The organism is Micrococcus sp. UYEF5, from assembly GCF_040546065.1.
In the GTDB taxonomy this organism is placed as follows: domain Bacteria; phylum Actinomycetota; class Actinomycetes; order Actinomycetales; family Micrococcaceae; genus Micrococcus; species Micrococcus luteus.
Genome location: NZ_JBEPNB010000002.1, coordinates 160,021 through 179,665 on the forward strand (window position 1 = coordinate 160,021; position 19,645 = coordinate 179,665).

Here is a 19,645-nt window from a genome sequence, read left to right on the forward strand (position 1 = left end):
CGTCCCGTCCCCGGCCCCGTCACCGTGTGCCCGTGGGAGGGCATGACCGGTGCCCTCGAGGCGCGCCTGACGGCCGCGGCCACGGTGGCCGCCGCGGCCGACGAGGACCCGGCCGCGCGCCCGGCCCGCCGGGTCGTCCTCGTCGGCCCGATGGGGGCCGGGAAGACGACGGTCGGCCGGGCCCTGGCCGCCGTGACCGGGCTGCCCTTCGTGGACTCCGACGAGCTGTTCACCCAGGTCCACGGCCCGATCCCGGAGTTCTTCGCCGAGCACGGCGAGGCCGCGTTCCGGGCGGAGGAGGCGCGCGTCATCGGCCATGTGCTCGGCCGACCCACCCCGTGCGTCCTCTCGTGCGGCGGCGGCGCCGTCCTGCATCCGGGCACCCGCCGCGCGCTGGCCGGGCCGGACTCCGACGTCGTCTACCTCGCGGTCGGAGAGGAGGAGGCGCTGCGCCGCGTGGGCGGCGGCGCGGGCCGCCCCGTCCTGGCCGGCGACCCCGCCGGGACCTGGCGGCGCATCCTCGCCGAACGCGAGGGGCTGTACCGCGAGGTCGCCGACCTCGTGCTCGACACCACAGGCCTGACGGCCGCCGAAGCGGCCTGGCGTATCGTGGGGGACGCCCACCGCCCCCGAAGGAGTGAGTCACACCCATGACCGACCGTGAGCCGGACATCACCGAGCAGGAGACACCGGGGGCGGCGCCCGCGGCCGCTCCGGCCGCACCCGAGGACGTGACGGTCATCCCCGTGGCCGGCGGCCACGAGGCGGCCGTGCACGGCGGCTACGACGTGGTGGTGGGCCGGGGCCTGCTCGCGCGCCTGCCGGACCTGCTCGGCCCGACCGTCCGACGCGTGCTGGTCATCCATCCGCGCGCCCTCCGGGCCACCGGCGACGTCGTCAAGAACGACCTCGAGGCCGTGGGCCTGACCGCACTGACCGCCGAGATCCCGGACGCCGAGGAGGGCAAGCACCTGCAGGTGGCCGGGTTCTGCTGGCAGGTGCTCGGCCAGAACGACTTCACCCGGTCGGACGCGATCGTCTCCGTGGGCGGCGGCGCCGTGTCCGACCTGGCCGGCTTCGTGGCGGCCACGTGGCTGCGCGGCATCCGCGTCGTGCACATGCCCACCACCCTGCTGGGCATGGTGGACGCGGCGGTGGGCGGCAAGACCGGCATCAACACCGCCGAGGGCAAGAACCTGGTGGGGGCGTTCCACAATCCGGCCGGCGTGCTGGCCGACCTGGACACGCTGCTCACCCTGCCGGCCAACGAGCTGATCTCCGGCCTGGCCGAGGTCGTGAAGTGCGGCTTCATCGCCGACCCCGCGATCCTCGACCTCATCGAGGAGGACCCGGCCCAGGCCCAGAACCCGCACTCCCCGCGGCTGCGCGAGCTGATCGAGCGCTCGATCCGGGTCAAGGCGGACGTCGTCTCCCGCGACCCCCGCGAGTCGGGCGCCCGCGAGGCACTGAACTACGGCCACACGATGGGGCACGCGATCGAGCTCGCCGAGCGCTACCAGTGGCGCCACGGCGCCGCGGTGTCCGTGGGCCTGGTCTTCGCGGCCGAGCTGGCCCGATCCCTCGGCCGGCTCGACGACGCCACCGCGGACCGGCACTGGTCGGTGCTGACAGCCCTGGGCCTGCCCGTCTCCTACCGCGGGGACCGGTGGCAGACCCTGCTCGAGGGCATCCGCCGGGACAAGAAGAACCGCGGCGACCAGCTGCGCTTCGTCCTGCTGGACGGGCTCGCGCAGCCCACCACCGTGGACATCCCGGACGCGTCCCTGCTCTTCGCGGCGTACCAGGAGATCGCGGAGTGAGCCGCCGCTGACCCCGGCCCCGCGCGGGGCCTCCCGTAGACTGGCCCGCGCACATCCAAGACCCCACCCACTGCAGGCGGACCCGTGACGGTCCGCGAGACCGATTGGGAGCACACACGTGGCAACGAGCAACGACATCAAGAACGGCGCCGTCCTGAAGCTGGAGGGCCAGCTCTGGAACGTCACCGAGTTCCAGCACGTCAAGCCGGGCAAGGGCGGCGCGTTCGTCCGCACCAAGATGAAGAACATCACCACGGGCAAGGTCGTGGACAAGACCTTCAACGCCGGCGCCAAGGTCGAGTTCGCCACCGTCGACCGCTCCGACTACCAGTACCTCTACCAGGACGGCGCGGACTACGTGTTCATGGACGTCAAGGACTACGACCAGATCACCGTGCCCGGGGCCGTGGTCGGCGACGCCGCGAAGTACATGCTCGAGAACACCCAGGTGGTCATCGCCCTGCACGAGGGCACGCCGCTGTACCTGGAGATGCCGGCGTCCGTCGTCCTGGAGATCACTTACACCGAGCCGGGCCTGCAGGGGGACCGCTCCTCCGCCGGCACCAAGCCCGCCACCGTGGAGACCGGCGCCGAGATCCAGGTGCCGCTCTTCGTGGAGCAGGGCACCCGCGTCAAGGTCGACACCCGCACCGGCGACTACCTCGGCCGCGTCAATGACTGAGCGGGCCTCCGCCGGCTCCGCTGCCAAGCGGGGGACCACGGCGCGCAGCCGCTCCCGGCAGCGTGCGGTGGAGATCCTGTTCGAGGCCGAGCAGCGGGGCTCCAGCGCGCTGGAGGGCATCCGCACCCGCCGCGAGAGCACCGATCTGCAGGTGAACGCCTACACCCAGCGGCTCGTGGAAGGCGTCATCGCGGACCAGGAGCGGCTCGACGAGGCCCTGAGCTCCTACTCCCGCGGCTGGTCCCTGGACCGCATGCCCGCCGTCGACCGGGCGATCCTGCGCGTGGGGGCCTGGGAGCTGCTGTTCCAGGACGACGTGCCGGACGCCGTCGCCATCTCCGAGGCCGTCGCCCTGGCCGCCCAGCTGTCCACGGACGACTCGCCCGAGTTCGTCAACGGTCTGCTCGGCCGCCTGCAGCAGGTCAAGCCGACGCTGCTCGCCTGAGCCGCCGAGAGCTCCGTCACGAGGCCCGTCCCGCACCGCGTCATCCGCGCCGTGGGGCGGGCCTCGCTGGTAGAGTCGGCGACGTCCCGCGCGGGGGCCCACCGGCGCCCCGGGACGGACCACGCATCCTTTAAGAGCCGTCCTGTGAGGCGGGGAAGGAGGCGCCGGCATGGGAACTGACCCCGCCGCACCTCGTGCTGCCCGGACCGTGCTGTCCACGTCCGAGATCGACCGGGCGCTGACCCGGATCGCCCACGAGATCCTCGAGTCCAACAAGGGCGCCGAGGGTCTCGTCCTGATGGGGATCCCGCGCCGCGGGGCCCCCCTGGCCCGGCGGCTCGGCGCCCTGCTGGCCCGCATCGAGCCGGCCTTCGACCCCACCGCCGCCGTCGGTGAGGTGGACGTGACGCTCTACCGGGACGACCTCCGCCGCGGCACGGCCCGCACCCCGATGCCCACCCGCCTGCCCGAGGTCCCCCTCGACGGCGCCGTCGTCGTGCTCGTGGACGACGTCCTCTTCTCCGGCCGCACCGTCCGGGCCGCCCTCGACGCGATCGCCGACCTGGGCCGCCCCGCCGCCGTGCGCCTGGCCGTCCTCGTGGACCGCGGGCACCGCGAGCTGCCCGTCCGGGCCGACTTCGTGGGCAAGAACCTGCCGACCTCCACCGCCGAGCGCGTCCAGGTCCGGCTCATGGAGGTCGACGGCCCCGAGGGCACCGGCGAGGTCACTGAGGACGCCGTGAGCATCGTCGACCGTGTCGCGACCCGGGAGGGTTGAGCCGTGCGCCACCTGCTGTCCACCGCCGACCTCTCCCGCGCCGACGCCCTCGCCGTCCTCGACACCGCCGAGGAGATGGCCGCCGTCAACCAGCGCGAGGTCAAGAAGCTGCCCGCCCTGCGCGGCCGCACCGTGGTGAACCTCTTCCTCGAGGACTCCACCCGCACCCGCATCTCCTTCGAGGCCGCCGCCAAGCGGCTCTCCGCGGACGTGATCAACTTCTCCGCGAAGGGGTCGTCCGTCTCCAAGGGGGAGTCGCTCAAGGACACCGTCCAGACGCTCGAGGCCATCGGCGCGGACGCCATCGTGATGCGCCACTGGTCCTCGGGCGCGGCCCGCCAGCTGGCCGACTCCGGCTGGGTGCGCTCCGCCGTCGTGAACGCCGGCGACGGCACCCACGAGCACCCCACCCAGGCCCTCCTGGACGCCTTCACCCTGCGCCGGCGCCTCGCCGCGGCGACGGGAGAGGACCTGGTCGGCCGGGACCTGACCGGCATGCGCGTGGTGATCGTGGGGGACATCCTGCACTCGCGCGTGGCCCGGTCCAACGTGTGGCTGCTCAGCACGCTGGGCGCACAGGTCACCCTGGCCGCCCCGCCCACCCTGCTGCCCGTGGGCGTGGCCGCGTGGCCGTGCCAGGTCACCTACTCGCTGGACGAGGCCCTCGACGCCGGCCCCGACGCCGTCATGATGCTCCGCGTCCAGGCCGAGCGAATGGGCGGCGCCTTCTTCCCGTCCGCAGGGGAGTACACCCGGACCTGGGGGCTGACCGACGACCGCTTCGCCCGCCTCACCGCCGGCCGGGGCGCCCTGCTCGACGAGCCCGTGGTCATGCACCCCGGCCCGATGAACCGCGGCCTGGAGATCAGCCCGGCGGCGGCGGACTCGCCCCGCAACACCGCCCTCGAGCAGGTCGCCAACGGCGTGTCCGTCCGCATGGCGGTCCTGCACCTCGTCCTCAACCACGACCAGGAGGTCCGCCCGTGAGCGCCCCCAGCCCCGCCCCCCTGCTGCTGCGCAGCGCGCGCCTGACCACGGGCGAGACCGCCGACGTGCTCGTCGCCGAGGGCCGGATCGCCGCCCTCGGCCCGGACGCCGCGACCCACGCCGCCGGCCTCGACCCGGCCCCCGAGGAGGTCGACTGCGCCGGCCTGGTGCTGCTGCCCGGGCTCGTCGACCTGCACACCCATCTGCGCCAGCCCGGCAAGGAGGACGCGGAGACGGTCGAGACCGGCACCCGCGCCGCCGCGATGGGCGGCTTCACCTCGGTCCACGCGATGGCCAACTCGACGCCGACGGCCGACACCGCCGGCGTGGTGGAGCAGGTGTGGCGGCTGGGCCGGGACGCGGGCTGGTGCGATGTGCACCCCGTGGGCGCGGTGACCGTGGGCCTGGCCGGCGAGGCCCTGGCCGACCTCGGCGCGATGGCCGACTCGCAGGCCCGCGTGCGGATGTTCTCCGACGACGGCATGTGCGTCCACGACGCCGTGCTGATGCGCCGTGCGCTCGAGTACGTGAAGTCCTTCGGCGGCTTCGTGGCCCAGCACGCGCAGGAGCCGAACCTCACCGCCGGCGCCCAGATGAACGAGTCCGAGCTCTCCGGCGTCCTCGGCCTGGCCGGCTGGCCCGCCGTGGCGGAGGAGGCCATCATCGCCCGTGACGTGCTGCTGGCCCAGCACGTGGACTCCCGCCTGCACGTGTGCCACGTCTCCACGGCCGGCTCCGTCGAGCTGATCCGCTGGGCCAAGGCCCAGGGCGTGGCCGTGACCGCCGAGGTCACCCCGCACCACCTGCTGCTCACCGAGGAGCTCGTCCGCTCCTACGACCCCGTGTTCAAGGTCAACCCGCCGCTGCGCCGCGAGTCCGACGTGATGGCCCTGCGCGCCGGGCTGGCCGACGGCACCATCGACACCGTGGGCACCGACCACGCCCCACACACCGCCGAGACCAAGCAGTGCGAGTGGACGGTCGCGGCGATGGGCATGACGGGCCTCGAGACCGCCCTGTCCGTGGTGCAGCAGGCGATGGTGGACACCGGCCTGATGGACTGGGCCGGCGTCGCCCGCGTGATGTCCACGGCGCCGGCCCGGATCGCCGGCCTGACCGACCAGGGCCAGGCCGACGAGCGCGGCGTCCCGCGCGTCGGCGCCGTGGCCAACCTCGTGCTCGTGGACCCGCAGGCCCGCCGCACCGTGGACCCCGAGCAGCACCTGACCAAGTCCCGCAACAGCCCGTACCGGGGCATGGAGCTGCCGGGCGCGGTACGCCACACGGTCTACCGCGGCGCCCGCGTCGTCGCCGACGGCGCCCCCGCCCGGCCGTACCGCCACCCGGCCCTGACGGAGACGGGGGAGCGCGCGTGAGCATCACCTCCCTGGCCGCCGCCCTGGCGGCCCGTCCCGTCCCGCCGCGGACCCCGACGAAGGACTACGCGGACGTGTGGCTGCCGGTGACCCTGGGCACCCTGGCCGTCGTCCTCGTGCTGCTCGGCCTGCTGGCCCTCGGGTGGCGGGCCCGCCGCCGGGCGCAGGCCGGGATCCCGGCCCCGGCCCCCGTGCCGACGGCCCTCTACGACGCCGAGCCGACGCTGTCCGCGGAGGGCATGCACGTGGGCACGGTGCGCGGCGAGGACCGACTGGACCGCGTGGCGGTGCACGGCCTGGGCCTGCGCTCGCGCGCCGTCCTCGAGGTCCACGACGCCGGCACCCACCGCGGCCTGCTCGTGCTCCGCCCCGGGGCCGCCAACCTGTTCATCCCCGCGGACGACCTCGTCGAGGCCGGCCTGTCCGGCGGGATCGCCGGCAAGTTCGTCGAGCCGGGCGGGCTCGTCGCCTGGGGCTGGCGCCTCGGCGACGTGGAACTCACCTCCGCCTTCCGCCCCGACCGCCCCGAGGACCGCGACCGGCTCCTCGCCGCCCTGCAGACCATCATCGACCCCGCCCCGGCCGACCCGGCCGGCCGCGCAGGAGAAGGAGACCCCCGATGAGCACCCCCACCGACGACCTGGCCCTGCTCGTCCTCGAGGACGGCACCGTCCACCGCGGCCGGGCCTACGGCGCCCGCGGCCGCACCCTGGGCGAGGCCGTGTTCACCACGGGCATGACCGGCTACCAGGAGACCCTCACCGACCCGTCCTACGCGGGGCAGATCATCGTGCAGACCTCCCCGCACATCGGCAACACCGGGGTCAACGACGCCGACCGCGAGTCGCGGGCGATCTTCGCCGCCGGCTACGTGGTCCGCGACGCGGCCCGGCGTCCGTCCAACTGGCGCGCCGAGCGCACCCTCGACGAGGATCTCGAGGCGTTCGGCGTCGTCGGGATCCGCGAGGTCGACACCCGGGCCGTCACCCGCCGCCTGCGCACCGAGGGCTCGATGCGCGCCGGCGTGTTCTCCGGCGAGCTCGCCGCCCGCCCGGAGGCCGAGCTGCTGGCGGAGGTGCGCGCCCAGCCGTCGATGGCCGGCGCCCGCCTCGCGGAGTCCGTCACCACGGAGGAGCCGTACGTCGTCGAGCCGGCCGAGCACGGCTGGGAGGGCGAGCCGATCGCCGAGATCGCCGCCCTCGACCTCGGCATCAAGGCCGCCACGCCGCGGCACCTGGCCTCCCGCGGCATCCGCGTGCACGTGCTGCCCGCGGCCACGGACCTGGCCGGCATCCGCGCCGTGGACCCGGACGGCGTCTTCCTGTCCAACGGCCCCGGCGACCCGGCCACGGCAGACGCCCAGGTGGAGCTGCTGCGCGAGGTCCTCGACGCCGGCCTGCCGTTCTTCGGCATCTGCTTCGGCAACCAGATCTTCGGCCGCGCGCTCGGCTTCGACACCTACAAGCTGAAGTTCGGCCACCGCGGCCCGAACCAGCCGGTGCTGGACAAGGCCACGGGCCGCGTGGCCATCACCTCCCAGAACCACGGCTTCGCCGTGGACGCCCCCCTCGGCGAGCCGATCGAGGCGCCGGAGTCGCGCTTCGGCCGCGTCGAGGTCTCCCACTGGTCCCTGAACGACCAGGTCGTCGAGGGCCTGCGCCTGCTCGACCGGCCCGCCTTCTCCGTGCAGTTCCACCCGGAGTCCGCGGCCGGCCCCAACGACACCCTCGACCTGTTCGACCGCTTCGTGCAGCTGCTCACCGAGCACCGCGCCGCCACCACCCCCGCCACCGAAGGAGCCTGATCCATGCCCAAGCGCACCGACCTGAAGTCCGTCCTGGTCATCGGCTCCGGCCCCATCGTGATCGGCCAGGCCGCCGAGTTCGACTACTCCGGCACCCAGGCCATCCGCGTCCTCAAGGAGGAGGGCGTCCGCGTCGTCCTCGTCAACTCCAACCCGGCCACGATCATGACCGACCCGGAGCTGGCCGACGCCACCTACGTCGAGCCCATCACCCCGGCCGTGGTCGCCAAGATCATCGAGAAGGAGCGCCCGGACGCCCTGCTGCCCACCCTGGGCGGCCAGACGGCGCTGAACACCGCCATCGCCCTCGACAAGGACGGGGTGCTCGAGCGCTTCGGCGTCGAGCTGATCGGCGCGAACATCGAGGCCATCGAGCTCGGCGAGAACCGCGAGCTGTTCAAGGGCGTCGTGGAGCGTGCCGGCGGCGAGTCCGCCCGGTCCCACATCGTGCACACGATGGAGGAGGCCCTGGCCGCCGTCGAGGACCTGAAGTACCCCGTGGTGGTGCGCCCCTCGTTCACGATGGGCGGCCTCGGCTCCGGCATGGCCTACGACGAGGCCGACCTGTACCGCATCTGCGGCGCCGGCTTGCAGTACAGCCCGACCTCCGAGGTCCTGCTCGAGGAGTCCATCCTCGGCTGGAAGGAGTACGAGCTGGAGATGATGCGGGACAAGAACGACAACGTCGTCGTCGTCTGCTCCATCGAGAACGTGGACCCCGTGGGCGTGCACACCGGCGACTCCATCACCGTGGCCCCGGCCATGACGCTGACGGACCGCGAGTACCAGAAGCTGCGGGACATCTCGATCAACGTCATCCGCGAGGTCGGCGTGGACACCGGCGGCTGCAACATCCAGTTCGCGGTGAACCCCGTGGACGGGCGCGTCGTCGTCATCGAGATGAACCCGCGCGTCTCCCGCTCCTCGGCGCTGGCCTCGAAGGCCACCGGCTTCGCGATCGCCAAGATCGCCACCAAGCTGGCCCTGGGCTACACGATGGACGAGATCCCCAACGACATCACCCAGAAGACCCCGGCGTCCTTCGAGCCGGTCCTGGACTACGTGGTCGTGAAGGTCCCGCGCTTCGCGTTCGAGAAGTTCCCGGCGGCGGATCCCACGCTGACCACCACCATGAAGTCGGTCGGCGAGGCCATGGCCATCGGCCGCAACTTCACGGAGGCCCTGCAGAAGGCCCTGCGCTCGCTCGAGCAGAAGGGCTCGGAGCTCGCGTTCCCGCAGGACGCCGACCCGCAGGCCCTGCTCGCGGCGGCGAGCACGGCCACCACCGACCGGCTCTCCCAGACCCAGCAGGCGCTCTACGCCGGCGCCACGATCGAGGAGGCCTTCGAGGCCACCGCGATCGACCCGTGGTTCCTGGACCAGTTCGTGCTCATCAACGAGGTCGCGGACGAGATCCGCGACGCCGAGGTCCTCGACGAGGCCCTGCTGCGCCGCGCCAAGCGGCACGGGTTCTCCGACGCCCAGATCGGCTCGCTGCGGCACATGGACGCCGCGGTCGTGCGCGGCGTGCGTCACGCCCTGGGCGTGCGCCCCGTCTACAAGACCGTGGACACCTGTGCCGCCGAGTTCGAGGCCTTCACCCCGTACCGGTACTCCAGCTACGACCTCGAGACCGAGGTCGCCCCGCACGAGGGCGAGTCGGTGATCATCCTCGGCTCGGGCCCGAACCGGATCGGCCAGGGCATCGAGTTCGACTACTCGTGCGTGCACGCCACCATGGCGCTGCGCGAGGCTGGCTACGAGACCGTGATGGTCAACTGCAACCCGGAGACGGTATCCACGGACTACGACATCTCCGATCGCCTCTACTTCGAGCCGCTCACGCTCGAGGACGTCCTGGAGGTCATCGCGGCAGAGGAGGCCTCCGGCGGCGTGCGCGGCGTCTTCGTGCAGCTCGGCGGTCAGACCCCGCTCAAGCTGGCCCAGCAGCTCGCCGACGCCGGCGTGCCGATCCTGGGCACCTCGCCCGCGGCCATCGACCTGGCCGAGCACCGCGGCGAGTTCGCGCTCGTGCTCGAGCGCGCGGGCCTGGTGGCGCCGAAGAACGGCACGGCCGTCTCCTTCGACGACGCCAAGCGCGTGGCGGACGAGATCGGCTACCCCGTGCTCGTGCGCCCCTCCTACGTGCTCGGCGGCCGCGGCATGGAGATCGTGTACTCCGAGGAAGCACTGGCCCACTACGTGGAGCACGCCACGGAGATCACCCCCGACCAGCCGATGCTCGTGGACCGCTTCCTCGAGGACGCGATCGAGATCGACGTCGACGCCCTCTACGACGGCACCGAGCTGTACCTCGGCGGCGTCATGGAGCACATCGAGGAGGCGGGCATCCACTCGGGTGACTCCGCGTGCGTGCTGCCTCCCGTCACCCTGGGCCCGGACGTGCTCGAGCGCGTGCACCGCGCCACCGAGCGGATAGCGGCCGGCGTCGGCGTGCGCGGCCTGATCAACATCCAGTTCGCGCTCGCCTCGGACGTGCTGTACGTGATCGAGGCGAACCCGCGCGCCTCGCGGACCGTGCCGTTCGTCTCGAAGGCCACGGGCGTCCAGCTGGCCAAGGCGGCCGCGCGGATCGGCGTCGGCGAGAGCATCGCCGACCTGCGCGCGGCGGGCATGCTGCCCACGGCGTACGACGGCGGCACCCTGCCGATCGGCGCGCCCGTGGCGGTCAAGGAGGCGGTGCTGCCGTTCACCCGCTTCCGCACCGCGGAGGGCCGCGTGGTCGACTCGCTGCTGGGCCCGGAGATGCGCTCGACGGGCGAGGTCATGGGCATCGACAAGCACTTCGACACCGCGTTCGCCAAGTCCCAGTCCGCCGCCGGCGGCCCGCTGCCCACCTCGGGGCGCGTGTTCGTGTCGGTCGCCAACCGGGACAAGCGCACCCTCGTGGGCCAGGCCAAGCGCCTCGTCGACCTCGGCTTCCAGGTGGTCTCCACCGGCGGCACCGCCGAGGTGCTGCGGCGCAACGGCATCCCCGCGGAGGTCGTGGCGAAGATCGCCGACGCCGGGCACGAGGACGGCGCGGGCACCGTGCTGGAGCAGCTGCACGCCGGCACCGTCGACCTCGTGCTGAACACGCCCTCCGGCGGCGACGCCCGCACGGACGGCTACGAGATCCGCGCGGCCGCGACGTCGCTCGGCGTGCCGGTGATCACGACCACGGCCGAGTTCGGGGCGTGCCTGCAGGCCATCGAGGCCATGCGGTCCTACGAGTGGTCCGTCACCTCACTGCAGGAGCACGACGCGCGCCTGCAGCAGGCTGTCGCCGGTCCGGAGGCCGCGGCGTGACCACGACGGCGACGGGCGGCGCGGGGCCCCGCGCCCCCTTCGGGCGGCGGCTGGCCCAGGCCATGGAGACGGCCGGTCCGCTGTGCCTCGGCGTGGACCCCCATCCGGGCCTGCTGCGGCAGTGGGGCCTGAGCGACACCCCGGCGGGCCTCGAGGCGTTCTCCCTGACCGCCCTCGAGGCGGCGGTGGGTCCCGAGGGGCCCCGCGTGGCGGCGATCAAGCCCCAGGTGGCGCTGTACGAGCGCCACGGATCGGCCGGCCTGGCGGCCCTGGAGCGGCTGCTCGCGGCCGCCCGAGACGCCGGGGTGCTCACGATCGCGGACGCCAAGCGCGGTGACATCGGCTCCACCATGGACGGCTACGCCGCCGCGTGGATCGCCGATGCCTCGCCCCTGGCCGCGGATGCGGTGACGCTCAGCCCGTACCTGGGTTTCGGCACCCTCGTGCCGACCATCCGCGCCGCCCACGAGGCCGGCCGCGGCGTGTTCGTCCTCGCGCTGACCTCCAATCCGGAGGGCCGCGAGGTCCAGCACGTGGGCGAGGGGTCGGCCGAGGGATCGGTCGCCCGGCGCATCGCCGCGGCGGCGGCCGCCGAGAACGCGGCCCTGCGCGGCGACGACGCGTGGGGGCCGGTGGGACTCGTCTTGGGCGCCACGGTGGCCGCCGAGGCGGACCGCCTCGGCCTGGACCTGCCGGCCCTCGGCGGGCCCCTGCTGGCGCCCGGGTTCGGTGCCCAGGGCGCCACGGCCCGGGGCATGCGGGCCGACTTCGGGACGGCCTGGCCGCAGGTCTTGGCGACCTCGTCCCGCGGCATCCTGAGCGCGGGCCCGTCGGTGGCCTCGCTGGTGGACACGATCGAGGAGAATCGCGCCGCCCTGCGGTGACGCCCGCGTCCTCCCGGCGCGCCCGTGCCGTGTGGACGGGATGGTATCTTCCCTTTCGATCGGCTGTGCTCGTCGTCCTTGACGGTGGAAGGGTCTCGACGGGGCCGGTGAGGAATGAGAGGCATCGAGGTCAGACCATGGCGTTGCGGCAGCTCAGTGTGCAGGAGCGGGCGGAGGCCCGGAGGAAGGCCCTCCAGGCCCGCCAGGCGCGGGCGGAGCTCAAGGCGGCCTTCGCCGCCGGTGCGGTCGGCCTGGCCGACGTGTTCGCGCGCGCGGACACCGAGGACGCCGTCGCCCGCCTGCGGACCGTGGACCTGCTGCTGGCCCTGCCGGGCGTGGGCGAGGTCCGGGCCCGGGAGACGATGGCGGGGTGCGGCATCTCGCCGCGGCGTCGGCTGGGCGGCCTGGGCCGTCGTCAGCGCGAGGCGTTGATCGCCTATATTGGCCGGTGACCCCCACACCCCGGCGGGTCGGCGCCGGCCCGGGTGAAGGGCCTGCGAGGCCCGTCCCACCAGGAGGATGCGTGACCGACACGTTCGACCCCGGACCCGCCCCCGCCGTCCCGGTGGCCCGCACCGCCGTCCAGGAACGCCCCCCGGGCCCGGGCGTCACCGTCCTGGCCGGCCCCACCGCCGTCGGCAAGGGCACCGTGTCGGCCTACGTCCGCGAGCACTACCCCGAGGCCTGGCTGTCCGTCTCCGCCACCACCCGCCCGGCGCGCCCGGGCGAGGAGGACGGGGTGCACTACTACTTCACGACGCCGGAGGAGTTCGACTCCCTCGTCGAGGCGGACGAGATGCTGGAATGGGCCGTCGTGCACGGCGTCCACCGCTACGGCACGCGGCGCGACCGCGTGATGGAGGCCGTGGCGCAGGGCCGCCACGTCCTGCTGGAGATCGACCTGCAGGGAGCGCGCCAGGTCCGCCGTGCGCTGCCGGAGGCCACCTTCGTGTTCCTGGCGCCGCCGAGCTGGGAGGAACTCGTGTCCCGGCTGCTCGGCCGCGGCACCGAGAGCCCGGAGGAACAGCGCCGCCGGCTCGAAACGGCTAGACTGGAACTCGCCGCGGAACCCGAGTTCGACGCCGTCGTCGTGAACGACCGCGTGGAGCGGGCCGCCGAGGAACTGGTGAGACTCATGGGGCTGGACCCCGAGCGCCGTCCGACCGAGGCCTGAGGACCGGCCGCACCGACGCCGCACCCGGCGCCGACGTGACAGTGAGATGAAGACTTTGGAGACCCCGTGACCGAACAGTACGAAGGCATCGTCAACCCGCCCATCGACTCCCTGCTGGAGCGGGTCGACTCGAAGTACGCCCTGGTGCTCTTCGCCGCCAAGCGGGCCCGGCAGATCAACGCCTACTACTCGCAGCTGCACGAGGGGCTGTTCGAGTACGTCGGCCCGCTCGTGGACACCCAGCTGAACGAGAAGCCGCTGTCCATCGCCCTGCGCGAGATCGAGGCCGACCTGCTCGTGTCCCGCGAGGCCGTCGAGGCCACCCCGGAGGCCGACCTGGCCGCCGAGGACTTCGGCGACTTCTCCCTGCCGGGCGAGGACGACCCGTTCGCCACCCTCGAGTCGGCCGACGCCCACCAGCCGATGGGCGATCCCGCCGCCATCGAGGAGGCCGCCGAGACGGTGCGCGCCGAGGAGGGCACCTCCGAGGACGCCCCGGAGGCCTGAACCCGTCATGGAGATCGTCCTCGGGGTCGGCGGCGGCATCGCGGCCTACAAGGCGGCGCTGCTGCTGCGCCTGATGACCGAGGCCGGCCACGGCGTGACCGTGGTGCCCACCGCCAACGCCCTCGAGTTCGTGGGCGCGGCGACGTGGGAGGCCCTCTCCGGTCGCCCGGTCCGCACGGACACGTTCGAGGCGGTCGACGAGGTGAACCACGTCCGGCTCGGCCGGCGTGCGGACCTCGTGGTGGTCGCGCCGGCCACCGCCGATCTGCTCGCGCGCACCGCCGCGGGGATGGCGCCCGACCTGCTGGGCAACGTGCTGCTCACCGCCACGTGCCCCGTCGTCCTGGCCCCCGCCATGCACACCGAGATGTGGCACCACCCCGCCACGGTCGCCAACGTCGCCCTCCTGCGCGAGCGCGGCGTCACGGTCGTGGACCCCGCCGTGGGCCGGCTCACCGGGGCCGACTCCGGCGCCGGGCGGCTGCCCGAGCCCGCCGAGATCTGGGAGCGTGCGCAGGCCGCCGCGGCCGCGGGCGCCCCGCGCCGTCCCCGGGCCTCCGGGTCCGACGCCGAGCCGACACCCGGCCCGCTGGCCGGTCGCACCGTGGTGATCACGGCCGGGGGCACCCGCGAGGCGCTGGACCCGGTCCGCTACCTGGGGAACCGCTCCTCCGGCAAGCAGGGGGCCGCCCTGGCGCGCGCGGCCCTCGAGGCCGGCGCCACCGTGCGGTTCGTCGCCGGGTCCATGTCCGTCCCGACGCCCGAGGGCGTCGAGCGCGTCGTGCCCGTGGAGTCCACGCAGGACCTGCTCGAGGCCGTGCTGGCGGAGGCCGCCGACGCCGACGTCCTCGTGATGGCGGCGGCCGTCGCGGACTTCCGACCGGCCGAGGTCTCCGACGCCAAGATGAAGAAGGGCGACGACGGCGGCGCGCCCGTCATCGTGCTCGAGCGCACCCCGGACGTGCTCGCCACGGCCGTGCGGACCCGCTCCGAGGGCGGGCCCATGGCCCCGCTCATCGTCGGCTTCGCCGCGGAGACCGGCGACGCGACGTCCTCCGTGCTCGAGTACGGCCGGGCCAAACTGGCGCGCAAGGGCTGCGAGATGCTCGTGGTCAACGAGGTCGGCACGGACAAGGTGTTCGGCCGGGACGAGACCGCCGTGACCATCCTGTTCGCCGACGGCCGCCCCGCCGTGGAGACCGTGGGCTCCAAGGACCAGGCGGCGGCCGCCGTCGTGCAGGCGATCGTGGATGACCTCGCCGGTCGCGACCCCGCCGGCGCGTCGGGCCGCTGACCTAGACTGTGCGGCATGACCGATGCCGCCTCGCTGAGCCCCGCCCGCCACGCCGACCCGTATTCGGGGGTGGGCGGCGGAGAGCTCCGCCTCTTCACCTCCGAGTCCGTCACGGCGGGCCACCCCGACAAGATCTGCGACCAGATCTCCGACGCCATCCTGGACGCGATCCTCGCCGCCGACCCGTCGGCGAAGGTGGCCGTGGAGACCCTGACCACCACCGGCCTGGTGCAGGTGGCCGGCGAGGTGAACACCTCGGCGTACGTGGAGATCCCCAAGATCGTGCGCGAGACCATTCTGGACATCGGCTACGACTCCTCGGCCAACGGCTTCGACGGCGCCCAGTGCGGCGTGAACATCTCCATCGGCCAGCAGTCCTCGGACATCTTCGCCGGCGTCTCCCGGTCCCTCGAGGCCCGCGAGTACGGCTCGGCGGACGAGGTGGACGAGCAGGGCGCGGGGGACCAGGGCATCATGTTCGGCTACGCCACGGACGAGACCCCGGCGTACATGCCCATGCCCATCTACCTCGCGCACCGGCTCTCCGAGCGGCTCACCGCGGTGCGCCGGGCGGAGAACACGCCCATGCCGTACCTGCTGCCGGACGGCAAGACGCAGGTCACCATCGGCTACGCGCCCGGCCACGTGCCCACCACGGTCGAGGCCGTGGTGGTCTCCACGCAGCATCACGAGTGGGTCACGCAGGAGCAGCTGCGGGCGGACGTGGAGGAGCACGTGATCCGGCCCGTCATCGAGCGCTCCGGCCTCGACACCTCCGGCATGCGGATCATCATCAACCCGGGCGGCAAGTTCGTCATCGGCGGCCCCGTGGGCGACGCCGGCCTCACCGGTCGCAAGATCATCGTGGACACCTACGGTGGCATGGCCCGGCACGGCGGCGGCGCCTTCTCCGGCAAGGACCCGTCCAAGGTGGACCGCTCCGCCGCCTACATGCTCCGCTGGGTCGCGAAGAACGTGGTGGCCGCCGGCCTCGCCTCGCGCGCCGAGTTCCAGGTGGCCTACGCGATCGGCTCGGCCCGGCCCGTGGGCCTGTACGTGGACACCTTCGGGACGGCCACGGTGCCGGAGGAGAAGATCATCGAGGCCGTGAACGCGGTGTTCGACCTGCGTCCGGCCGCCATCGTGAAGGAGCTGAACCTCCTGCGGCCCATCTACCGACGGACCGCCGCGAACGGCCACTTCGGCCGGGACGACGCCGACTTCACGTGGGAGCGCACGGACCGCGTCGAGCAGCTGCGCGCTGCCGCCGGCCTCTGATCCGGAGGCGGGCATCACGGACACGCTGTTCGCCCTCCCGGAGCCGGAGGACGCGCCCCGACTGCCGGAGCGGGCCGAGGGGTGGCCGGAGCGGCCGATCGCCCGCGTCCTGCTGGACTCGCCCGTGCCGCACCTGGACCGCGAGTTCGACTATCTCGTGCCCGTGGCCCTGGACGACCGGGCGGTCCCCGGCTCCCGCGTGTCCGTCCGCTTCGGCGGACGGGCCATGACGGGCTGGCTCGTCTCGCGGGAGCAGGAGCCGGCCACCGGCGCCCAGCTCACCGAGCTCACCGGCGTGCTCACCGCCATCCCGCCGCTGACGGAGGAGGTCCTGGCGACGGCTCGCGCGGTGGCCCGCCGCCAGGCCGGCGTCGTCACGGACGTGCTGCGGGCCGCGGTGCCCCCGCGCGTTGCGCAGGTCGAGAAGGCCGCCCTGGCGGAGGACGCGGAAACCGCCGCGGACCACCCTGTGACGCTGACCGGCACGGACGCCGAGCGCCCGGAGCCTCCCGCGGCGGAGGAGGGCCTCGTGCCCACGGTGTGGGAGTCCCTCGAGGGGGGCACCGCGTTCGTGTCCGCCGTGCTGGCCGGGGACGCCGCGCGGGCGGCCGCCGTCGTGCCCTCGCGCCTGTTCGAATGGGACGAGGCGGGCGCGCTGGCCGCTCTGGCGCGCACGGTGGCCGCCTCGGACGGCGGCGTCCTGCTGCTGGTGCCCGACCACCGCGACCTCGACCGGCTCTGCGCCGCCCTCGACGAGCACGTGGGGGAGGACGCCTACGCGCGGATCGGCTCCGAGGACGGCAACACGCCCCGGTACCGCGCCCACCTGGCCGCGCTGCGCGGCACCCGGCGCATCGTGGCCGGCACCCGGGCCGCCGTGTGGTCGCCCGTGCGCGACCTGAGGCTGGTGGTGCTCTGGGACGACGGCGACGACGCGTGGGCAGAACCCCGCGCGCCCTACTTCCACGCCCGAGAGGTCGTGTTGGAGCGGGCCCGCGCGACCGGCGCGGCGCTGCTCTTCGCCGGGCCCTCCCGGTCCGTCCCGGTGCAACGGCTCGTCGAGTCGGGCTGGCTGCTGCACCTGGGCCCCTCCCGCGCGACCCAGCGCGAGCTCGGGCCACGGGTCGTCTCCACCGCCGACGCCTGGGAGACGGCGCGCGACCCGTTCGCGCAGCGGGCGCGGCTGCCGCAGGCCGCCTGGGCCGCCGCCCGCGCCGCGCTGCTCGGGCCACGGCCGGGCCCGGTGCTCGTGCAGGTGGCCCGGGCCGGCTTCATCCCCGCCCTCGTGTGCGAACGGTGCCGCACGCCCGCCCGCTGCCGCGTCTGCGCGGGGCCGCTGGGCTTCCGCGACGCGCGGGCCGCCCGGCACGGGGAGGTGGCCTGCCGGTGGTGCGGCACCCGGGAGCGCGGCTTCCGGTGCACCGAGTGCGGCGGCACGACGCTGCGGGCCGGCGCCCGCGGCGTGGACCGCACGGCCGAGGAGCTGGGCCGGGCGTTCCCGCGCGTGCCCGTGCACGCCTCCTCGGCGCAGCACATGCTCGGCTCGGTGCCGCCCGGGCCCTCCCTGGTGGTGGCGACCGTGGGGGCCGAGCCGGCGACGCCCGACGGCTACGCGGCCGCCCTGCTGCTCGACGGGGACAGCCAGCTCCAGCGCGAGGGCCTCGACGTGCCGGGCCGCGTGCTCGCCCGCTGGCTCGCGGCCGCCTGCCTGGTCCGCCCCGCCTCCGACGGGGGCGTCGTGGTGGTCACCGCGGACGCGGGGGAGGCGGTGAACGCGCTCGTCCGACGGGACCCCGACGGCTTCGCCGCGCGCCAGGTCGCCGAGCGGCGCGAGCTGCACCTGCCTCCCGCCGGCCGCCTCGCAGAGGTCACGGGGGAGGCCGCCGCCGTCGCGGAGTACCTCGAGCTCGTGGAGGCCGCCCGCCGGGAACGGCCGGACGAGGACGTCCACGAGGATCCGCACTCGGCCCCGCTCGATGGCGGCCCGGCGCGGCTGCCCTGGATTGGGCCGGTGCCGGACCCCGCCGACGAGACCCGCTCCCGCGCCCTGCTGATCTTCCCCTACGCGGCGGCCGAGGCCACCGTCGGCGCCCTGCGCGCCGCCCGGTCCGCAGCGAGCGCTCGGCGGGAGACCGCCCCGGTGCGGGTGCGGCTCGACCCGGCCGGGGTGCTCTGAGGGGGCGGCCGGACCGACCCGCAGCCCGAGGGGCCGGAGCGCGGCGACGCCGGGGCGATGACGGTGTCAGCGGCCGGCGCGGCGGAGCCAGTCGCGGATCAACGCCGCACAGGCGGCCGGCCGCTCGTAGTGCAGCAGATGCCCGACGCCGTCGAGGACGTGCAGCTCCGCCGTGCCGCCCGCGTCGTCGATCGCCGCGGCGAGCGCCTCCTGTGCCGGCACCGAGCCCAGCGGATCCTCCCGCCCCGCGACCAGCAGCACCGGCAGGCTGAGGCGGGCGGCGACGTCGGCCACGGAGCCCGTGCTCGAGGCGCGGTACGCCTCGGAGAGCATGCGTGCGGAGGCGAAGTCCGAGAAGTGGCGCCGGTGCTGGTCATGGGTGTACGCGAGGACATCCCTGTCCCTGGTGTGGGTCATGGCGAGCGTGGTCACCCACACGACCGGCGGCGCGCCCAGCAGCAGCCGCGCCGGGCGCTCGGGCAGGCGGGCGGCGACCTCGTAGTACCCCTCGGCGACGGCCGCCAGCACCCGACTCGACACGGACGCCGACGCCTCCAGCGCGGGTTCGGCGATGGGGTTGAGCAGGACCAGCCGTCCCCACCGGGACGGGTCCCGCGCGACCAGCTCGGCCGCCACCGTCGTCCCGTAGGAGTGCGCGACCAGCACGGGGGTCGCCCGCAGACCCAGGGCGGCGACGACGGTGGCCACCGCGTCCGCGTGATGGGCCACGGTGTGCTCGGCGTGGGGGAAGGGCTCCGAAGCCCCGAAGCCGGGCAGCTCGATCGAGTGGATCGGATGCTCCGGGAGCGCGTCGGCCAGCAGGGCGAGGCCGTGGTGGTCCCCGCGGAAGCCGTGCACGAACACGAGCGGGGCAGCGGCCGCGTCCCCCTCGGGTGCGCCGGGCGATCCCGGCGCGGCCACCGGAACGGGGGTGTACTCCCACACGGCCACGGACGACCGGATCCCGCTGACGGGGTCCGGGACGGCCAGGGTGTGCCGGCGGGGCGTCCGGGCCGGGTGGCCCGTGAGCACGCGGGGATCGGCGGGCGCCGCGGGCGGGCGCAGCAGATCGCGCAGGCGGACGGGCGGGCCCGGGGCGGCGGACGGCGTCGGGACAGGCACGTCCCCACC

Annotated in this window: 18 protein-coding genes; 17 read left to right on the forward strand and 1 reads right to left on the reverse strand. The window is 74.4% G+C overall.

The features are described from left to right. Nucleotides 1–42 precede the first annotated feature (42 nt). The 17 genes from ABIB16_RS02750 (at nucleotide 43) to ABIB16_RS02830 (ending at nucleotide 18,514) form a co-directional block, all read left to right on the forward strand. A complete protein-coding gene (locus ABIB16_RS02750; protein WP_240968317.1) occupies nucleotides 43–654 on the forward strand; it encodes a shikimate kinase in 612 nt (203 codons plus the stop codon). Then, complete coding sequence (gene aroB / locus ABIB16_RS02755) at nucleotides 651–1,820, forward strand: 3-dehydroquinate synthase (protein ID WP_041103694.1); 1,170 nt, start codon at nucleotides 651–653, stop codon at nucleotides 1,818–1,820. The genes ABIB16_RS02750 and aroB overlap by 4 nt, the downstream gene beginning before the upstream one ends. A 118-nt stretch (nucleotides 1,821–1,938) precedes the next feature. Continuing rightward, nucleotides 1,939–2,502, forward strand: coding sequence for an elongation factor P (efp, locus tag ABIB16_RS02760; RefSeq protein WP_002857030.1), 564 nt, complete (start codon nucleotides 1,939–1,941; stop codon nucleotides 2,500–2,502). After that, on the forward strand, nucleotides 2,495–2,947 hold the full coding sequence (nusB, locus tag ABIB16_RS02765) for a transcription antitermination factor NusB (protein WP_044659811.1): 453 nt from the start codon (nucleotides 2,495–2,497) through the stop codon (nucleotides 2,945–2,947). The genes efp and nusB overlap by 8 nt, the downstream gene beginning before the upstream one ends. Nucleotides 2,948–3,116: 169 nt before the next feature. Next, complete coding sequence (gene pyrR, locus ABIB16_RS02770; RefSeq protein WP_036313707.1) at nucleotides 3,117–3,725, forward strand: bifunctional pyr operon transcriptional regulator/uracil phosphoribosyltransferase PyrR; 609 nt, start codon at nucleotides 3,117–3,119, stop codon at nucleotides 3,723–3,725. 3 nt (nucleotides 3,726–3,728) lie between these two features. Then, a complete protein-coding gene (locus ABIB16_RS02775) occupies nucleotides 3,729–4,712 on the forward strand; it encodes an aspartate carbamoyltransferase catalytic subunit (protein WP_036313715.1) in 984 nt (327 codons plus the stop codon). Continuing rightward, nucleotides 4,709–6,088: a dihydroorotase gene (locus tag ABIB16_RS02780; RefSeq protein ID WP_036313718.1), complete on the forward strand. Its 1,380-nt coding sequence runs from the start codon at nucleotides 4,709–4,711 to the stop codon at nucleotides 6,086–6,088. Before ABIB16_RS02775 ends, ABIB16_RS02780 begins: the two co-directional genes overlap by 4 nt. Beyond that, complete coding sequence (locus tag ABIB16_RS02785; RefSeq protein ID WP_012750893.1) at nucleotides 6,085–6,711, forward strand: PH-like domain-containing protein; 627 nt, start codon at nucleotides 6,085–6,087, stop codon at nucleotides 6,709–6,711. The genes ABIB16_RS02780 and ABIB16_RS02785 overlap by 4 nt, the downstream gene beginning before the upstream one ends. Continuing rightward, the gene (gene carA / locus ABIB16_RS02790; protein WP_113914216.1) at nucleotides 6,708–7,892 is read left to right on the forward strand and encodes a glutamine-hydrolyzing carbamoyl-phosphate synthase small subunit; all 1,185 of its coding nucleotides are present in this window, start codon (nucleotides 6,708–6,710) and stop codon (nucleotides 7,890–7,892) included. The genes ABIB16_RS02785 and carA overlap by 4 nt, the downstream gene beginning before the upstream one ends. 3 nt (nucleotides 7,893–7,895) lie before the next feature. Continuing rightward, nucleotides 7,896–11,201: a carbamoyl-phosphate synthase large subunit gene (carB, locus tag ABIB16_RS02795; RefSeq protein WP_078025475.1), complete on the forward strand. Its 3,306-nt coding sequence runs from the start codon at nucleotides 7,896–7,898 to the stop codon at nucleotides 11,199–11,201. Beyond that, on the forward strand, nucleotides 11,198–12,085 hold the full coding sequence (gene pyrF, locus ABIB16_RS02800) for an orotidine-5'-phosphate decarboxylase (protein WP_036313723.1): 888 nt from the start codon (nucleotides 11,198–11,200) through the stop codon (nucleotides 12,083–12,085). The genes carB and pyrF overlap by 4 nt, the downstream gene beginning before the upstream one ends. Before the next feature lie 137 nt (nucleotides 12,086–12,222). Then, the gene (gene mihF / locus ABIB16_RS02805; protein WP_036313727.1) at nucleotides 12,223–12,537 is read left to right on the forward strand and encodes an integration host factor, actinobacterial type; all 315 of its coding nucleotides are present in this window, start codon (nucleotides 12,223–12,225) and stop codon (nucleotides 12,535–12,537) included. 71 nt (nucleotides 12,538–12,608) lie between these two features. After that, complete coding sequence (gene gmk, locus ABIB16_RS02810) at nucleotides 12,609–13,259, forward strand: guanylate kinase (RefSeq protein WP_010078602.1); 651 nt, start codon at nucleotides 12,609–12,611, stop codon at nucleotides 13,257–13,259. A gap of 66 nt (nucleotides 13,260–13,325) precedes the next feature. Continuing rightward, nucleotides 13,326–13,766 carry a DNA-directed RNA polymerase subunit omega gene (gene rpoZ, locus ABIB16_RS02815; protein WP_010078603.1) on the forward strand — a complete coding sequence of 147 codons (441 nt, stop codon included), beginning with the start codon at nucleotides 13,326–13,328 and terminating at the stop codon, nucleotides 13,764–13,766. 7 nt (nucleotides 13,767–13,773) lie between these two features. Further along, the gene (gene coaBC / locus ABIB16_RS02820) at nucleotides 13,774–15,060 is read left to right on the forward strand and encodes a bifunctional phosphopantothenoylcysteine decarboxylase/phosphopantothenate--cysteine ligase CoaBC (RefSeq protein WP_044659810.1); all 1,287 of its coding nucleotides are present in this window, start codon (nucleotides 13,774–13,776) and stop codon (nucleotides 15,058–15,060) included. Between the two features lie 15 nt (nucleotides 15,061–15,075). Continuing rightward, on the forward strand, nucleotides 15,076–16,338 hold the full coding sequence (gene metK, locus ABIB16_RS02825) for a methionine adenosyltransferase (protein WP_010078605.1): 1,263 nt from the start codon (nucleotides 15,076–15,078) through the stop codon (nucleotides 16,336–16,338). Nucleotides 16,339–16,450: 112 nt separating this feature from the next. Further along, on the forward strand, nucleotides 16,451–18,514 hold the full coding sequence (locus ABIB16_RS02830) for a primosomal protein N' family DNA-binding protein (RefSeq protein ID WP_159401773.1): 2,064 nt from the start codon (nucleotides 16,451–16,453) through the stop codon (nucleotides 18,512–18,514). Between the two features lie 66 nt (nucleotides 18,515–18,580). Here the strand turns inward: ABIB16_RS02830 and ABIB16_RS02835 are convergent, their stop codons facing one another. After that, nucleotides 18,581–19,636: an alpha/beta fold hydrolase gene (locus ABIB16_RS02835; protein WP_044659808.1), complete on the reverse strand. Its 1,056-nt coding sequence runs from the start codon at nucleotides 19,634–19,636 to the stop codon at nucleotides 18,581–18,583. Nucleotides 19,637–19,645: the final 9 nt, after the last annotated feature.

Bases quoted from the DNA above. Each gene is read 5' to 3' on its own strand.
- ABIB16_RS02750 (WP_240968317.1), top strand. From the start codon at position 43: ATGACCGGTGCCCTCGAGGCGCGCCTGACGGCCGCGGCCACGGTGGCC.
- aroB (WP_041103694.1), top strand. From the start codon at position 651: ATGACCGACCGTGAGCCGGACATCACCGAGCAGGAGACACCGGGGGCG.
- nusB (WP_044659811.1), top strand. From the start codon at position 2,495: ATGACTGAGCGGGCCTCCGCCGGCTCCGCTGCCAAGCGGGGGACCACG.
- pyrR (WP_036313707.1), top strand. From the start codon at position 3,117: ATGGGAACTGACCCCGCCGCACCTCGTGCTGCCCGGACCGTGCTGTCC.
- carA (WP_113914216.1), top strand. From the start codon at position 6,708: ATGAGCACCCCCACCGACGACCTGGCCCTGCTCGTCCTCGAGGACGGC.
- carB (WP_078025475.1), top strand. From the start codon at position 7,896: ATGCCCAAGCGCACCGACCTGAAGTCCGTCCTGGTCATCGGCTCCGGC.
- mihF (WP_036313727.1), top strand. From the start codon at position 12,223: ATGGCGTTGCGGCAGCTCAGTGTGCAGGAGCGGGCGGAGGCCCGGAGG.
- coaBC (WP_044659810.1), top strand. From the start codon at position 13,774: ATGGAGATCGTCCTCGGGGTCGGCGGCGGCATCGCGGCCTACAAGGCG.
- metK (WP_010078605.1), top strand. From the start codon at position 15,076: ATGACCGATGCCGCCTCGCTGAGCCCCGCCCGCCACGCCGACCCGTAT.